The following is a 16,396-nucleotide window of genomic DNA, read 5'->3' on the forward strand; positions in this document are numbered from 1 at the left end:
AAGAAAACAGCAAATGTATAAACTAAGAGATAAGGAATGATGACTTCCAAGACGAGTGGCGAAAATAGCAACAAGAGAAACGCCAGTAAGATAACGGGAAGTGTGAAAGTGTAATATCTTTTAACTCTATCAAGTTTAAACATCCTACTTATTATCTATTTCTATTTGGGAAAAATCTAGGGGGTGTTAAGGAATATGAATAAAAAAAGGGACCTATTTAAGGTCCCTTCTCAAGATATCTTTTGATTATTGTATTACTTCGCAACACCAACAGCTTTCGTTTCACGAACAACTGTAATTTTGATTGTTCCAGGATATGACATTTCCTCTTCAATCTTTCTCGCGATATCACGTGATAGCATGATTGTTTCTTCATCGTTGATCTTATCATTCTCAACGAAAACTCTAACTTCACGTCCACCAGAGATTGCATAAGACTTAGAAACACCTTCAAAAGAGTTAACAATCTCTTCGATGTCAGTCAGTCTTGAAACATATGATTCAGTCAGGGCCTTACGTGCTCCAGGTCTTGCACCAGAGATAGCATCAGATGCCGCTACGATGTGAGCAAGAATTGACTCAGGTTTTTCATCATCGTGGTGAGCTCTAATCGCGTGAACGATATCAGCTGATTCACCATATTTCTTAGCAAAGTCTGCACCGATAACAGCGTGTGATCCCTCTGCCGATGCATCGAGAACTTTCCCGATATCGTGAAGAAGAGCTGCTCTTCTTGCTTGCTTAACATTAAGTCCCATTTCACTTGCCATAGCTCCCGCAACAAACGCAGCCTCAATAGCATGTTGATATTGGTTCTGAGTGTACGAAGTTCTAAAGTTAAGAGCTCCAACAAGCTTAAGGATTTCTGGGTGAATCCCGTGAACACCAATTTCCATTTGAGCTTTCTCTCCAAGTGTAAGTAGAGTCTTCTCAAAATTCAGACTTAGACTTGTCATGAAATTCTCAATTTTCGCTGGGTGGATACGTCCATCAGCGATCAGCTTTTCAATTGTCTTCTTTGCAATCTCACGTCTTACGACGTTGAAAGAAGAAAGAACAACTAGCTCCGGAGTATCATCAATAATAAGATCAACACCACAGATTTGTTCGAAGGCCCTAATATTTCTACCTTCTCTACCAATCAGACGACCTTTAACATCATCAGATGGAAGATCAACAGTTGAAATTGTTTTCTCAGCTACATACTCACCAGCAAATCTCTGAACTGCAATACCTACAATTCTCTTCGCTCTGTTTTCTGCATCTTCCTTGGCCTCTTCTTCCATTCTCTTAATCATCTTAGAGAAATCAACTTTGGCCTCTTCTTCCATTGTACTAATAAGCTCTTCTTTAGCTTGTTCTTTAGTCATTGAAGCAACTTCAGATAGCTTCGCCGCATATTCTTCTTGGCGTACAATATACTTTTCTTTTTCTTTGAAAACTTGAAGTTCTTTATCTTTTAGTTCTTCTTCTTTCTTCTTAAGCTTCTTAACATTGTCTTCATGCTCGTCCACTTTAGCTTCGAACTTAGCCATCTTCTTATTAAGTTCTTTTTCGTTTTCGTTAACTTCTTTCTTTACTTTTTCAGCATAACGATCGGCATCACGCTTTTCTTCTTGCGCAATTTCCTTGGCTTCTTTTCTTGCTTTATAGCTAATGTCTTTAGCTTGCTCTTTAGCCTTCTCAATGATTTCGTCACCTTTCTTTTCTCTCTCCGCTACTTCTTTCTTAGCTTGAGTGTTTCTGATAACAAAACCGATTCCGGCACCAACGAGCAAGAAAAGAACCGATGCAAGTATTACTTCAGTTGTCATTCTTCTCTCCTATTACTCACCTTCACAAACTCTTTGTCGGTTATAATAAAATCCACAGGGATATCGTGATCATCCACAGGGACCTTTTCAACAAGTTGCTCGTGAAAGCAGATTCCAATCTTTATCGTTCCAATGTCTTTAGACATCTTCGCGTCGTCTCTATTGCTTAAAAATTTATCGTAAAAACCTTTGCCTCTCCCAAGACGGTTTCCACTTCTATCAAAGGCCATTGCTGGCACAATGATTACCTCAGGACTGACTTCATCACATGACTCTGCAGGCTCCCGAAACTCCCTACCATAGGCTCTTTTCAACTCAAGATCTTTAACTGCACAAAGCCTAAAGCTCATTTGAGAATCACCATACATTAGGGGAAATGCTAAATTAGCATTTTCAGGAATTGGACTTTCTAAAAGCCAATTCACTTCATCATCAAGAGGATAGAATCCTCCAATTTTTCTATGGATATAATTTTGATCTAAAAGAAAGGACGCTAATTGCTTACTTATATTTCGCGACTTCTCAAGCTTTTGACTTTCATCTAGCTCTTGAATTGTACGCTTAATAATTTGTCTCAGTTCTACCTTACTCATTAATGAGTTGTCGGTACCACTTCCTCAACAAGCTTAAGTGCTTCTCTAGCTGTCTTTTGTAAAGAAGTCATATTGTGCTTGAAATCTTTTTCTAGAGACAACTTTTCTTGGGCCAGTTTTAAGGCCACAAGCACGGCAACTTGAGAGTCTGCCAAATTAGGTGCACTTTGTTTAATTGCATTAATCTCACCATTCACAAATTCAACAATTTGATCAGGTGAAACTGTATCTGATTCATTAGACTCTTTTAGTCTAATGTTATGCCCTAAAACATTGTATTCTTTTACTTCTAATTGCATATCCATAGATCTTAATTGTAGTCCTTGACCTAATCTACGTCAACGACTCAGTTACCTATCAGTGCGTCAATATAGTCATTTAATGCAAATTCATTCAGGTCTTCAACATTCTCTCCAACTCCAATATATGTAATTGGAACTTGAAGTTTTTGAACGATGGCCACGGCACTTCCTGCTTTTGATGACCCATCGCATTTTGTGAAGATTAATCCAGACAGATCTAAAGTCTTGTTAAACTCCTCAGCCTGACGAATCGCATTTTGACCAGTGATAGCATCAATCACAAGTAGTGTATGATGCGGCGCATCTGGCATTAACTTCTTTAGGACATTCTTACTCTTAGCAAGCTCTTCCATTAAATTTCCAGCAGTATGCAATCTTCCTGCTGTATCTAAAATGCAGTAGTCTGCATTACTAGTCATTGCTTCTTTCAGTGCATCATAACCAACACCACTTGGATTGGCCCCTTCCTTTGCTCTGATCATTGTGGCTCCTGCTCTATCACACCAAACTTGAAGTTGGTCTACCGCAGCGGCCCTAAATGTATCACAAGCACCAACAACAACTTTTGCACCTTGATTAGTAAGTTTTGTTGCAAGCTTACCAATTGTTGTTGTTTTTCCTGCACCGTTAACTCCAACAATCATTATAACTTTTGGAAGTCCTGGTTGAGCTTTCTCATATTCAAAAAGAGAGTTATCAACTTTTTCTTGTACCGACTCCATTCTTTGAGTTAGGAATTCTTTTAAGAATGCCTTGAATTGGTCTTCACCAAATCCTTCCTTCTTAACTTGCTCTTGAAGAGCATCTAAGAGCTCCGAAGCCGTTGCTGGACCGATATCTGCCCCATACAGAATTTCTTCAATTTCCTCTAGAGCATCATCATCAATCTTTCCTGAAGTGAAGATCCCACCAAGCTTTCCCCAAACTTCGCTTCTTGAACGAGAGAGGCCTTTCTTTAGTCTTTCTGTCCAAGATGGGCCTTGAGGCTTATCTTCTTCAAGGGTTGCTTCGGTTGCAACTTGCTTGAGATCGGCTTTGATTTGCTCGGAGATCTTGGCATCTTGATCAGAGTCCTCTTTCTCCTCTGCCTTCTCCTCTGCTTTCTCCTCTAGTTCAAACTCTTCTTTGGGTTCTTCCTTAGAGGGCTCTTCTTTTGACTCTTCCAGCTCAGCCTTGTCAGTCGACTTAAAGATAAGTGAAAGGGAAACGAGAAAGAGAATTGAGAGCACACCAATGAAGGCATAGGCGTGAATATCAGTAACAACTAATTTAATTCCTAGCTCATCAATCCAAGATTGAAGCACAGCAATAATTTGTAACATTATATGTCCTTATTCTTATTAAAATTTTATAGACTAGACTTATGATAGGGACTATCAAAAATCAACTTTTTCTTGTAAGTTGCTGCTATGAGCAACACTAAGCAGAGCCCACACTTACCACTATTTCATCTACAACAGGCGATTAGAAACTTCTTCAATGAGCAAGACTTTCTCGATGTTCTAACTCCTCCGGCCGTTAGTAATCCAGGAATGGAAGTCCATATTCATCCATTCAGTTTATACTCGATGCAACAAAGTAAGAAAACAGAGCTGTATCTCCACACTTCCCCTGAATTTCATATGAAAGAGTTACTTAGCGAAGGTCTTTCGAAAATTTTTACGATGTCCTACTGCTTCAGGGATGAGCCAAATAGTGAAACACATAGGCCGCAATTTATCATGCTCGAGTGGTACAGAGCACAAGCACGTTATGAAAGTATAATGAAGGATTGTGAAGAGCTTTTCTCTTATTGCCAAAAGTATCTTCAAAGCAAGCAAGTCCAAACTATTGCCGACACGGTGAAATTTACAAAGAAAACGGTTCAAGAAATTTTTATAGAAACTATTAATGTCGATATTCTTCAATATATAGATAAGAAGAATGATCTCTATGAGCTTATCGAAAAGAACTTTAAAGATATTCATCTTCCGACAAATAGAGATGAACTCAGTTGGGATGATCTCTTCTTCCTTCTTATGCTAAATAAAGTAGAACCTCATTTTGAAAAGTATGACTTTCTACTACTCTATGAATTTCCTGCACCACTAAAGGCCTTATCGACTTTAAAAGAATCTAATCCTCTAGTTTGTGAAAGATTCGAAATTTATGCCAATGGAGTTGAACTTTGTAACTGCTTTAATGAACTGACAGATCTTGATGAGCAAGTAAAGAGGTTCGAAGAACAAGCGAAAGAGAAGAAAGAACTCTACAACTATCAACTTCCTAAAGCTGATGTCCTATTTGATGCACTCGAAAGGGGAATACCTCCTAGCGCCGGAATCGCCCTTGGTGTAGAACGACTCCTTATGGCACTAACAGGAAATAAAGACTGTTTCTATTAGTTTCTTTTTTGTAGTCGATTCATAAGTTTATGTAGCTTAATCACAACTTCTGATTTTAGATGTTGATGCGGAACCTTCTTGGCCCATGCCATATGTCGAGTAGCGCTCTTACTAGATCTCATTTTGCTCTCCCACACATTGTACCCGGCCAACTCTTTTGAAAGTACGCCATACCATGCATAGAGATCATCTTCATTTTGAGAAAGGTAACTATCAATAATATCAAGAGCTCTTTCTGTAATGATTCTCTTAACTGAATAGATATTAATATTCACCAATTTATCTTCTGTAATTTCTTTACCAGTATACTTCTTCATAAAGAGAATTGTGAATTTCTTAGCAGCAGGACTGAGGGGGGCATCATAATTTTCGAGCCTTGCATAGTAAGCATCAAGCACAAGTGCCCTATAAACACCCTCACGAGTAGCTCCTTGAGTAAGTGTTCCCATCCATTTGTTAATTTCATTACGATTGGCCTTCACCTCTCTCGTGCTTTGAACAACCTCTTGAACGAAAAATAAATCCGATTGTATTTTCTTATCACCAGTAATGAGAGATTCTTTAGCATCTTTCTTTCTGTTATAGACTTCCATAGATTTTGAATCTCTATTAATTGTTGGAATGGCCGGTAATTTTACATTGTCTTTACTACCCCAAATTTTTACAGCAGTATCCTTTCCTAAGAACTTCTCAACATATGGTCTCATTCCACTTAATTTATCAGCAAAGCCTTCTGCCTTAACAATAGGCGATGTAATTAACAGAGCTGTTAATAAAATCGATTTCACTTATTCTCCTCTACTTCTTTATAAACTTATAAAACTGATTATTAGATATTTTTAACTTCTTTATTGTCTCTCTAGCTTTCGAATCATTGCTGCGATAAAAGTGTTGAATCATATACTCTTGCAAATCTTCTATTACTTGAGGCAACCCTTCTTTTTGAACAAGAGGAATGAGCGAACTAAAGACTTCTTCTCTTTTTCCTGACTCATTGGACTTGAGTCTCACTCTTCTTGCCCGCTGTTGCTCTAGAACTTGATTCTTATCAACTATACCAAGGCCAGAGCTCACGACCTTTTCCACATAGCGAATAAGCTCTCTAATATTTCCTTCCCAAGCTAGATTTAGCAAAATCTCTCTGGCATCAGGCGTAATAATAATTTTTCTTTTTTGAGTCTTTAAGACCCTGTTAAGAATAGTATTTCTTTCGCTATAAGTGAGATTTCGAAAAGGAGTCGACTCAATTTCAATTCCCTTCAACCTCTGGTAAAGGTCAAGTCGAAATTCACCATTCTCAACTTTCTTTTCCAGATTCTCACAAGTGGCGGAGATAAGAATAAAATCAATTTGTAATTCCTTTGTCCCACCAACTCGGAAATACGATTTAGTTTCTAGCGCCGTTAGGAGTTTCTTTTGTACAACCTCATTAATCGATCCAATTTCGTCTAGAAAGAGAACTCCTCCATTAGCTAAACTTAAAAGCCCATCCTTATCTTTATCTGCACCAGTAAAAGCACCTTTTACATAACCAAATAGCTCCGCCTCAACTAGGGATTCATTCAGTTCATTACAATTTAACTTTATATAAGGAATACTTTTTTCGGACTGTGTTTCAAAAAAATGATGAATATTTTCGGCAAGATGAGATTTCCCCGTTCCTGTTTCACCAGTGATGAGAATAGGTTGTTTAGTAAATGAATACCCTTGAAGTTTTTCAAGTAGATCTTTAGGTAGTGCAAATTCTTGATTCTCTTCTTTTATAAGTCCTTCTATTTTGTAGCGATGAAGAATCGCCTCAAGAGTCTGCTCTTCAATAGGCTTAACAATAAAATCTTTTGCTCCGAGCTCATATCCTTGCGTGATGAGCTCCTCTTCTTCATGACCCGTAAGAACGACAGTATAGACTTGATCAGCAATGGCCTGAACTACTTCAAATCCCACAAGTTTATCTTCTAAGTCGAGATCAACTAGTGCTAAATCAATATCCAAACTTTGAACTTGAGATAAACATGTTCGAGAGTCAGCATATTCATAAATTTTCAAATTATGAGGAATCATTGACCTTAAGAGTGCAACTAGCCCAATTCGAGTCAGATCATCATCCTCTAAAACTAAAATATTCATGAATACAATTATAGAGGAACTTACGAATTTATGAGGAGATAAGGCCTTTTTACCCCTCTATTGCCCACTAATTTGGTCAGTTTCTCTTTATTTTACTAGGAAGAATCTGCCCTATCTGCCTGTAATTAAATGACTCAACTAATTCCTTAAACTTTACTTCATCAATTGACGATAATTTATACATGAGAACGTTAAAGGGAATTAGCACATTTTTAGTTTTGGTCACACTCTTACAAGGGTGTATGCCTGATAGTTTAACCAAGTTCAAAGAAGAGTCGACGAAGAAAGAAGAAGTCGTCACGGAGACTGAAGAAACTCCAACCTTCAAGGACGCAAATGGTGATGAAATCACAGCGGCAGATCTGCTAGCTCCGACTTCCATCATTTATGATGATCAGGTCATAACGACAAATACAACGGTTGAAATTGTTCCAAGCGGAGCTCTGAATGATCTCGAGCCAGCAAAGGATGTTACAACCGGAACTTATGAGCTCGCGGCAAACATGGATGAAAACTTTAGTCCTGTTTACTCAACGACTCCTACTCTTCCAACAGGTCTCTCAATTGACACTAAGACTGGGATTATTACGGGTGTAGTAACTTCTCCTATTAATATTACAGCTTACACTGTCTCATTAACATTTAATGACCCTTCTACAGGAAATAGCGTTACTCTCAACGATGCCTTAAACATAACTGTTCAAGAAGAAATCCCGGCTGACTTCAGAATTACTTACGACGGTTCTGTCGTAACAAAGAAACTTGGGATCAAACTTCTCTCTAATTCAAACTTCACATCTGGTGTCACAAATGTGGCCACGAAAACTGGTGCAACAGCAACAGTTTCATTAACAGATGATAATAATTTTATCTATGGTGATGTCACAGCAGGAGAAATTCTTGTTGGAGACCTGATTGATAATAATTCAACGTTTATTGCGCCAGAGACATCGATTGAGTCTCTTACTTACTACTATGAGGTAAATGGAACCGTGAACCTTGTTCCAGCTTCTTCAAGTACAACGGCAATAGACTCTACTGTTAACAGTGTAACATATGAAATTGCTCCGGATCTTCCTACTGGTCTAACATTAGATCCAAGTACAGGAGCTATTACAGGAGCTGTTGCGAGTGCATCAGAATCACAATCTTATACTGTAACGGTTAGTAACACGATTTCAACACAGACATATACATTCAGTATTGCAATTATTGAGGCACCAGCAAACCTCGCTTATACAAATATGGTTGTTCTACCTGTTGATTCAACAGGAGCATTTAGAGTTGGAGACAAAGTCTCTGGAAACTTCTCGCCTCCTCTAACAGATGGTGGAAAGGGTGAAGTTGTCTTCATCGATTCGACTAATAACAACCTTGTTGTAAAAATGACTTCTGGTGAATTCTTAAAAGATCAAACTATTGATCAAGCAGAAACATATGTTGCAGAAATCACGACAATTAATACGCAACCTCAGCCATTGACAGCGATTTTAAATGTAGCGACACCTACAAACTTCAATGACTATTATGATGATACGGGATCAGAAGTTACTTCGAACCCAGTTGTTTGTCAGACAACTAATGCTAAAGCAACAGTTACATATAAAAGTGGAAATCTACTTTTCGTAGCTCAAACACAATCAACAACAGGGAACTGGAACTCTAACTATGTTGACAACGGTAGTGGTCTTTCAACAGGAGCTGTTTTCAACGAAAGTGGTGTTGCCTGTGATGCAACTTTCAACACAGATAATGCTACAGATGTTCCAAGCACAGCACCTATCGCTATCACGACTCTTTGGTCTCCATCTATGATTGTAACTCTTGATGCAATTGGTGGCTTTAGAACAGGTCATGATGTTATCACAGCTTCAGATGCAACTGGTTACGTGGCTTCTGTCTCAGGTACAGATCTAACAATTTCTCCTTCAAGTACTGTGTACTTTGACAATGGTGATAATATTGGATTCACAAGACCTTATTCTGCTGCCCAAACAGTGACTCAAACTTCAACTAATATGAAATTTGAACTAGCTGTAAGTGAAGCTACAGTTATTGAACCTTTCCTAATTGCAGGACAAGATATTAGATACACTATCGACAAGGATCTTCCTAAAGGTCTTACTCTAGATAATTTAACAGGAGTGATTTCTGGTACTCCTGAAGAAACAACTGATGATACAACTTTCCAAATCACAGCGAAGAACGTAATTGGTTCTGAAGTTATTCAGATAAACATAGAAGTCAACGACTACTTTGAAATCGTTGACACTAATGATGCGCCAACTGCGGCACTTCACAAGCTTGGACAGGCCAACAACTCTGCAAGATGTCGTATCAACAAGAAAGACATTAAGAACTTTGCGGCATCAAATGATCCACTTGACCTCGATACTGTAGACATCGACTGTTTAATGGATGTTGGAGAAAAAGATATTTACAACAAGGGACTTAAGTTAACGACAAATTCTGGTCCTGCCGTTTGTACTTTCGTTGACTATAAGCCATTTGCTTATTGGCAACTTCCTCCAAAGTATACAACTAATACAATTTATTCAAAGGTAACTAACTCTTGTGCTGACTGGGTTGTGAATGACCAGGTACTTTATCTTGGAGGGTCAGCGACGACTGGTGACGTGGCTGCCGCGGGATTTGATGGGACAGTAATTTCTTCAGTAAGTGAAGCTGAAATCTGTCAAGGTAACTATCCTGATGGTAACGGTGGTTTTGTTAACTGTGACGAAGGATACTATATACTACACTCATATGAAATCACTGAAGATACTGGTGGTGAAGGAAATGGTACATGTACTGTTACTTATAACGTAAGTACTGAAAGAGTTGATTGTGGTGGTAATGCTTACAGCTGTCTAAGAGGACCGGTTAGAGATACTGGCTTCAATATTGATACAACTGGATACACTTCAGTTACAACATTTGCAAATAACAGTCTATCTAAAGAGTTTGTAGTAACAGCTCCAATTGATACTACTTTTGCGAGTAGACAGAACTCTACAAACAAGAGAATCGCCAACTTTATGACAAGAAACTCTTGTCCTGATCGTACAGTTAACGACACTGATTATAATTCGAATGGATGGAGACAAAAGTCTGATGCTTTCTCAGGAGGAAGTATTAATTCAATCTCCGAACCTTTTGCTGCCCTTAATCCATACTATACATTTGAATGTCTAGATGGTGCTGAGGACACAATGGCAAGAATTAGAGTTATGGTTAGAGACTGGGATAGAGATTTCGCTAGAGATGAAGTTGATAAAGTACTATCTTCAGTTATGGATGACAAAACTGACAACTTATTTGGAACAGAGTTCAACGAGAGAACGGACTGGGATGATTCGACAATTGGATATGTAGGGTGTGATGATTCAACAGCTCCAACAACGATAAGCTTCCAAGAGCACGTAGAGAAAGTCCCTGGATATGTTTCTGGATCGGGAACGACTTTAACATCAAATGCAGGATATGATCTAACAAAGGTTCTATCTGTCGCTGACAATATCATTGTCTTTGATGGAACTAATACTGACTCAGTGGCAGTAGGTGCGATATCTTACAACTCTGGAACAAAAGTAACGACAATTACAACAGGAGCAATGGCAAACACATATACGAATGCCTATATTGTAAAAGAGCATCAAGCAGCAGGTGCAATTACACTTACGATTGCTCAAGGTGAAAGAATTGTAACGGCGAACTCGACAGCATCATTTACTTCAACACTGTCGCCAGGAATGAGAGTTGTACTAACAGATAACGCCTTTACTACAATACAAACGGTAACTGTTAAAACTGTTCTTTCAGACTCTCAATTTGAGATTGTAGAAACGATTACGACATCGGATGCAACAGCGAGGATGTTACATACAACATCAACGCCGTTCCCAATGTTTAATGATATCTAATTAAATTAAACGACCAACTAAATCAAAATCTAATACATCTGAGACCTCGACTTGTACGAGGTCTCCTTGTTTTAGCTCTTTACCATTGAGATCATTAATAATAACTTTCCCATCGATATCAGGTGCTTGACCAAAGTGTCGCCCTACAATTAGAAGCTCAGTATCTTCATGAGTTCCCTCTACTAAGACTTCAATTGTTTTACCAAGGAACTCTTGGTTTAGTTCTCTAGCTATTTCTTTTTGTGCCTCAAAAAGTCTATCAAATCTTTCGTCGATAACCTCTTGAGGAACTTTATCTTTAAGACGGTAAGCCGGTGTCCCCTCTTCATCAGAGTATCTAAAGATACCAAGGTGATTAAATCTTGCTTTCTTTACACCTTCAAGTAATTTTTCAAAATCTTCTTCATTCTCACCAGGAAAACCTACAATAATTGATGTTCTCAGAACGATTCCAGGAATCTTCTCTCTTAGTCTTTCAATTCTTCCCATGATCTTTTCACCCGTAATCTTTCTATTCATCCTCTTTAAGATGAAATCTGAAAAGTGCTGTACCGGCATATCAAGGTATTTACAAATTTTTGTTGAAGAGGCCATTTTATCAATGACTTCATCAGTTAATTCATCAGGGTAGAAATAGAAAAGTCTAATCCAATCAACATCTTCAACTGTTTCTAAACCGCTTAATAGTTCGAATAGATTATTATTCTCATCAAGATCTACACCATAATCAGAGAGGTCCTGAGAGATAAGATTAAGCTCTCTAACTCCTGTCTCAGATAGGGTTTGGGCCTCTTTCACAAGTGACTCAACAGTACGTGATCTTAAACGACCTCTTAAAGTTGGAATGATACAGAAAGTGCAGTTTCTATTACATCCTTCAGATATTTTTAACCAAGCAGTATAGAATGGAGACGTATTCATTCTTGGGTCGAATTCTGTATGAATAAATCTCGGAACTTCAACGAATGACTTCTTTTCAAGTTTATTATCTTCTAGCGCCGTAAGAAGTGGAACAATCTTATTGTACTCACCTGTTCCAATGAACATATCAACTTCAGGCATGCTTTCTTCAAGCTCACGCGAATATCTCTGGGCCATACATCCTGAGACAACAAGGGCCTTACAAACACCATGATCCTCAGATTTATAATCTGCAAGATCAAGAATCATATCAATAGACTCTTGTTTCGCAGCTTCAATAAATGAGCATGTATTAACGACGATAACTTCTGCTTTATTTTCTTCTGTAACGACTTCGAAACCATTTAGTCCCATATGCCCTAACATAACCTGCGCATCAACGAGGTTTTTCGAGCAACCAAGAGATGTAAAATACACTGTTCTATCAACGAATTTTTTCGCTGTATCCACATTTGTGGTTTCCATAAGATCGTTCTCCAATTCTAATACAAAAGTAAATTAATCCTTTATAGAGATGTACCCTATGTTTTTCAACTACTTATGTAATATTTTTCCAGTCAAGCGGACGTATTTTCAATGGGTTGATACACTACGCCTGATCAAATATCCTATAAACACTATGAGAAACGTAATACCTTTAATTTTTATTTATATACTCTGTTCTTGTTCACGATTGGTGGCGCCTCCTCAGGTACCAGTATCTTCTTTTAATCAGAAAGATGATTTGAGTAAATCTGAACAACTGGCCCTGAATCTCAAGAAGACAATTGATGAAGAATTGTCCTGCAAGAAGCTCTTGGCCACGGCCCACAACAAGTCAAATCCACTTAGAGTCTGGTCTAAAATAAAGTTCTTAGAAAGATGTGAGCCTAAGGGCGTCTCAATTGAAGATCTTTTTGAGAATAGAGATAAGTACCCTTCTTGGACATATGACAATCTCTATCGTGTTGTTTTAGAAAAGTCTCACTCTCTTGAGCATAAGCTTCAGGCAGCAGTTCTTCTTACGGACTCTTTTAAAACACAGAAAGAAAGAGAAGCTCATTTAAAGAAATATATCACGCTAGCTGAGAGTAACAAAAAAGACACTTCAGCACTCTTTGATAAGCTTGTAGAAGTAGCCCCTCGCTATAACAAAGAAGTCACTGATGAGAATATATTCTCAGTTGCTCGTGATAATGAGAGAAATAGAAGATTCAATACTGCGAGAAAACTTTATCGCAAAATTATAAAAAATAAAGATTCTTCTCTTGAAGACAAAGTGAAAGCATGGGACAGGTTAAGATTCTCATTTAAGCTCTCTAGAGATAAGGAATCTTATAGAAAATCGACAAGAGCGCTTGTTCTCTTTTTAAGAAAGTTTCCTAAAGATGATTTTGCAAGAGAGATGAACGCTAAGTATTCTAATATTCTTGCCCGCATTTATTGGACTCAAGGTAACTACTCTCGTGCAAGAAGGGTGATTAAAGATGTTCTCAACCTTGAAGATATCCCGCTATCACACAAGATTGATTCTAATTATCACCTAGGTGGTATCTATGAAGATCTTAGAAGATATAGTAATTCAATCTATCACTATAAAAAAGCCTATGAGCTAGTTCTTGAATCGAAAGTTGAACATAAGCATCAAGAGTCCATTCTTTGGAATATCGGATGGTACTACTACAAGAGAAAGAAGTTTAATGATGCAATCGAGTGGCTAGCAAAATATAAACCAAATGAAGGTGAAACATATGAGTATCGCTTCCTCTTTTGGCAGGCACAGTCCTATAAGAAATTAGGAAATAACGTTAAATACTTAGAGATTTTAGAAAGAGTGAGAAATGAAGATAATCTAGGGTACTATGGGCAAATTGCTTATATGAATGGACCCGCTCTCCCTCCACTCGACCCTTCAATTAGTGATCATGATTCACAAGCAGATGCACTATCTTGGGCCATCTACCTTGAAAATGACAAGCTTACTCAGAAGATTTTAGATTCAATGGATGAAGTTGATCTTATTGAATTCTACCATGGTAAATACTATGACAAATTAATCTTTAAGTACTTCTCTCTACCTATAGAAAAAAGAGATGAGTATCTTTCAAAGTCAGCCCTTTACGCCTACCCTCTGGCATATAAAGAAGACTTTATTAAGTCTAATCAATCAAAACGAGTTCCAACAGAATTACTAATGGCCATTGCAAGACAAGAGTCGGCATTTAATCGATATGCACGAAGCCCTGCCGATGCTTTTGGACTTCTCCAACTCATTCCCGTGAGAGCAAAGGAACTTTCGAGAAGATATAAGATCCCTTATAAAGACTTCTATGATCTCTATGAGCCACAAACTAATATTTCTCTATCATCACGTCTTCTTGATCAACTGATGAGAAGACAAAAAGGTAACTTCATTCACTTTGTAGCTAGTTACAATGCAGGAGAAACTCCAGTGAGAAGATGGAAGAAGACTTTCCGTCGCTTCAATGACCTTGAATTCATTGAGGAAATTCCATACTCTGAAACAAGAAAATATGTAAAACTCGTAGCGAGAAACCTTCTCGTTTATAAGAGGCTATTAGCTAATAAAGAATTTAAAATTACGAATAATTTTTTTAGAAATGGATATTAAAAGAGCTCCAAATTAGGAGCTCTTCTTTTATTGTCTTACGATTTTTGCATTTTTTGGAACTTCAAATTCAAAATATTTTTTAGAGAAATTCACATTAGTCTTAGTATTTTTTAGATCCAGCTTCACATCTCTACCATCTTCATATTGAATTACAATTTGCTTCATTTTATCGAAGTTCTTATCTTTTCCATCAAAAACAAGTTGAGCACTTTTAACACCCGTCTTACGAATCGCGTTCTTATTAAAAGTAATCTTCGCCATCGACTTATCTAGTTTTACTACATAATGTGCATTTGTTTTTAAACCGGCCTTCAAGATATCAAAGAAGTTTGAAAGGCTTGTCTCTTGTCCCTTATGAATTGTTACCTCAGGTGCTTCATCTTCAAAGAATGGCGCTCGGTAAATCCATGTAGTTTTGCTATTTGAAACATAGAGAAGCTTTTCCGGTTGAGACTGATCAAGCCTAAGGTTACTTGGATACTTATATTCAAAAATCCCCGTGGCCTTCCTATTCCCCTTATCAACCTTACTTTTAAACTCTTGAATGTACTCTGTTTTGAATGAGTTTGGTAGAAAGGCGAGCACTTGAGTACTCGCCATTATTATAAGAAAAGATTTTTTTAACATTGATAAACTTCCTTGTTTATTACGTTAGGCATTCATTCTAGGTATTAGTGTAATTGTACTGATACCGCCTTAGAAACACCTGGCTCTTGCATTGTAACACCATATAGTGTGTCGTTCAATTCCATCGTCTTCTTATTGTGAGTGATTAGAATAAACTGAGACTCTGCACTCATCTCTCTAAGAAGCTCGTTAAAACGTCCAACGTTTGCATCATCAAGAGGGGCATCAACCTCATCCAGAAGACAGAATGGTGAAGGCTTAACTAGGAAAATTGAGAAGATAAGTGAAACCGCAGTCATGGCCTTTTCTCCACCAGACATTAGGTTAATATTCTGCATCTTCTTTCCTGGTGGCTTAGCAACAATATCAACTCCACACTCAGGATCTTCAAAGTTTCCAACAAGCTTAAGTTGAGCTTCCCCACCACCAAAAATAATTGGGAATACTTTTCTAAATCTCACATCAACTTCTTCAAAAGCAACCTTAAATCTTTCTTTCGACTTTTCATCAATATGATCAATAGCTGACTGAAGATCTTCAAGAGACTTTCTTAACTCACCTTCTTGTACTTTAAGGAAGTCATGACGAAGCTTTTGTCTGTCATAGTCTTCAATTGCTTGCCAGTTAATTTCACCAAGTCTTGCATATTCAGACTTGTATTGCTTGAGTCTTTGACCTTGGTCTTTAAGCTCTTGCCCATATTTTCTGACAAATTCATATGGAACTTTCTCAATCTCAGTGATTCCATTCTCTGTTTCCATGAAATACATTCCAGAGATATCTGAAAGTCTTTCAAAGTCTTCTTGAGTATATTCAAGGAAACGCCCAAGGCTTTCTCTAAGATCAACTCTATATTTTTCGAAGATATTTCTAACAATCTCTTCTTCCTCAACAAGACACTGCTCAAGGCGAACTTCTTTTTCAGCAAGTTCTTTATCTGTCTTATTTATATCCTTAGAAAGTTTCTTAACTTCTTCTTCTCTTTCTTGCATTCCAAGAAGAAGCTCAGAAAGTTCATCTTTCATTAAGCTAAGAACTTCATCTTTATCTGAAAGAACTTCAGCAGTATCAGCATTTGATGCTTCAAGTGCCTC

11 protein-coding genes and 1 pseudogene are annotated in these 16,396 nt (G+C 37.7%); 3 read left to right on the plus strand and 9 right to left on the minus strand.

Annotation, left to right across the window (positions count from 1 at the left end; genetic code table 11):
* Positions 1 to 254: 254 nt before the first annotated feature.
* Genes rny through ftsY form a run of 4 tightly spaced genes read right to left on the minus strand, consistent with a single transcriptional unit; the run spans position 255 to position 4,031 of the window.
* Positions 255 to 1,814, minus strand: coding sequence for a ribonuclease Y (gene rny, locus M901_RS03190; protein WP_034719965.1), 1,560 nt, complete (start codon positions 1,812 to 1,814; stop codon positions 255 to 257).
* Positions 1,811 to 2,407: a 5-formyltetrahydrofolate cyclo-ligase gene (locus M901_RS16170; RefSeq protein WP_021276741.1), complete on the minus strand. Its 597-nt coding sequence runs from the start codon at positions 2,405 to 2,407 to the stop codon at positions 1,811 to 1,813. Before M901_RS16170 ends, rny begins: the two co-directional genes overlap by 4 nt.
* Complete coding sequence (zapA, locus tag M901_RS03200) at positions 2,407 to 2,712, minus strand: cell division protein ZapA (protein ID WP_021276746.1); 306 nt, start codon at positions 2,710 to 2,712, stop codon at positions 2,407 to 2,409. The genes M901_RS16170 and zapA overlap by 1 nt, the downstream gene beginning before the upstream one ends.
* A 41-nt stretch (positions 2,713 to 2,753) precedes the next feature.
* The gene (ftsY, locus tag M901_RS03205) at positions 2,754 to 4,031 is read right to left on the minus strand and encodes a signal recognition particle-docking protein FtsY (protein ID WP_021276739.1); all 1,278 of its coding nucleotides are present in this window, start codon (positions 4,029 to 4,031) and stop codon (positions 2,754 to 2,756) included.
* Between the two features lie 87 nt (positions 4,032 to 4,118).
* Here ftsY and epmA point away from each other — a divergent pair, with 87 nt between their 5' ends.
* A complete protein-coding gene (gene epmA / locus M901_RS03210) occupies positions 4,119 to 5,093 on the plus strand; it encodes an EF-P lysine aminoacylase EpmA (protein WP_021276734.1) in 975 nt (324 codons plus the stop codon).
* Here the strand turns inward: epmA and M901_RS03215 are convergent.
* Positions 5,090 to 5,881: a hypothetical protein gene (locus tag M901_RS03215; protein WP_021276735.1), complete on the minus strand. Its 792-nt coding sequence runs from the start codon at positions 5,879 to 5,881 to the stop codon at positions 5,090 to 5,092. The two genes, epmA and M901_RS03215, sit on opposite strands and share 4 nt — an antisense overlap.
* Before the next feature lie 10 nt (positions 5,882 to 5,891).
* Positions 5,892 to 7,220, minus strand: coding sequence for a sigma-54 dependent transcriptional regulator (locus tag M901_RS03220; RefSeq protein WP_021276745.1), 1,329 nt, complete (start codon positions 7,218 to 7,220; stop codon positions 5,892 to 5,894).
* Positions 7,221 to 7,402: 182 nt separating this feature from the next.
* Between M901_RS03220 and M901_RS03225 the strand changes: the two genes are divergently transcribed.
* Positions 7,403 to 11,143, plus strand: a complete 3,741-nt coding sequence (locus tag M901_RS03225) for a putative Ig domain-containing protein (RefSeq protein WP_081653319.1) — start codon at positions 7,403 to 7,405, stop codon at positions 11,141 to 11,143.
* Here M901_RS03225 and rimO read toward each other — a convergent pair whose 3' ends face one another.
* The gene (gene rimO / locus M901_RS03230; protein WP_021276737.1) at positions 11,144 to 12,529 is read right to left on the minus strand and encodes a 30S ribosomal protein S12 methylthiotransferase RimO; all 1,386 of its coding nucleotides are present in this window, start codon (positions 12,527 to 12,529) and stop codon (positions 11,144 to 11,146) included. It lies immediately after the preceding gene.
* 259 nt (positions 12,530 to 12,788) lie between these two features.
* Between rimO and M901_RS03235 the strand changes: the two genes are divergently transcribed.
* Complete coding sequence (locus tag M901_RS03235; protein WP_021276733.1) at positions 12,789 to 14,675, plus strand: lytic transglycosylase domain-containing protein; 1,887 nt, start codon at positions 12,789 to 12,791, stop codon at positions 14,673 to 14,675.
* Between the two features lie 27 nt (positions 14,676 to 14,702).
* Here the strand turns inward: M901_RS03235 and M901_RS03240 are convergent, their stop codons facing one another.
* Together M901_RS03240 and M901_RS03245 are read right to left on the minus strand one after the other, a co-directional pair.
* The gene (locus M901_RS03240; RefSeq protein ID WP_198295333.1) at positions 14,703 to 15,275 is read right to left on the minus strand and encodes an outer membrane lipoprotein carrier protein LolA; all 573 of its coding nucleotides are present in this window, start codon (positions 15,273 to 15,275) and stop codon (positions 14,703 to 14,705) included.
* A 71-nt stretch (positions 15,276 to 15,346) separates the two neighbouring features.
* Positions 15,347 to 16,396, minus strand: a pseudogene (locus tag M901_RS03245) (chromosome segregation protein SMC); the annotation flags it as partial.

It is taken from the genome of Bacteriovorax sp. DB6_IX (assembly GCF_000447775.1).
Classification (GTDB): domain Bacteria; phylum Bdellovibrionota; class Bacteriovoracia; order Bacteriovoracales; family Bacteriovoracaceae; genus Halobacteriovorax_A.

Coding starts and splice junctions, on each gene's coding strand:
- rny (WP_034719965.1), bottom strand. CDS start 1,814: ATGACAACTGAAGTAATACTTGCATCGGTTCTTTTCTTGCTCGTTGGT.
- ftsY (WP_021276739.1), bottom strand. CDS start 4,031: ATGTTACAAATTATTGCTGTGCTTCAATCTTGGATTGATGAGCTAGGA.
- M901_RS03225 (WP_081653319.1), top strand. CDS start 7,403: ATGAGAACGTTAAAGGGAATTAGCACATTTTTAGTTTTGGTCACACTC.
- M901_RS03220 (WP_021276745.1), bottom strand. CDS start 7,220: ATGAATATTTTAGTTTTAGAGGATGATGATCTGACTCGAATTGGGCTA.
- epmA (WP_021276734.1), top strand. CDS start 4,119: ATGAGCAACACTAAGCAGAGCCCACACTTACCACTATTTCATCTACAA.
- M901_RS03240 (WP_198295333.1), bottom strand. CDS start 15,275: ATGGCGAGTACTCAAGTGCTCGCCTTTCTACCAAACTCATTCAAAACA.
- zapA (WP_021276746.1), bottom strand. CDS start 2,712: ATGGATATGCAATTAGAAGTAAAAGAATACAATGTTTTAGGGCATAAC.
- M901_RS16170 (WP_021276741.1), bottom strand. CDS start 2,407: ATGAGTAAGGTAGAACTGAGACAAATTATTAAGCGTACAATTCAAGAG.
- rimO (WP_021276737.1), bottom strand. CDS start 12,529: ATGGAAACCACAAATGTGGATACAGCGAAAAAATTCGTTGATAGAACA.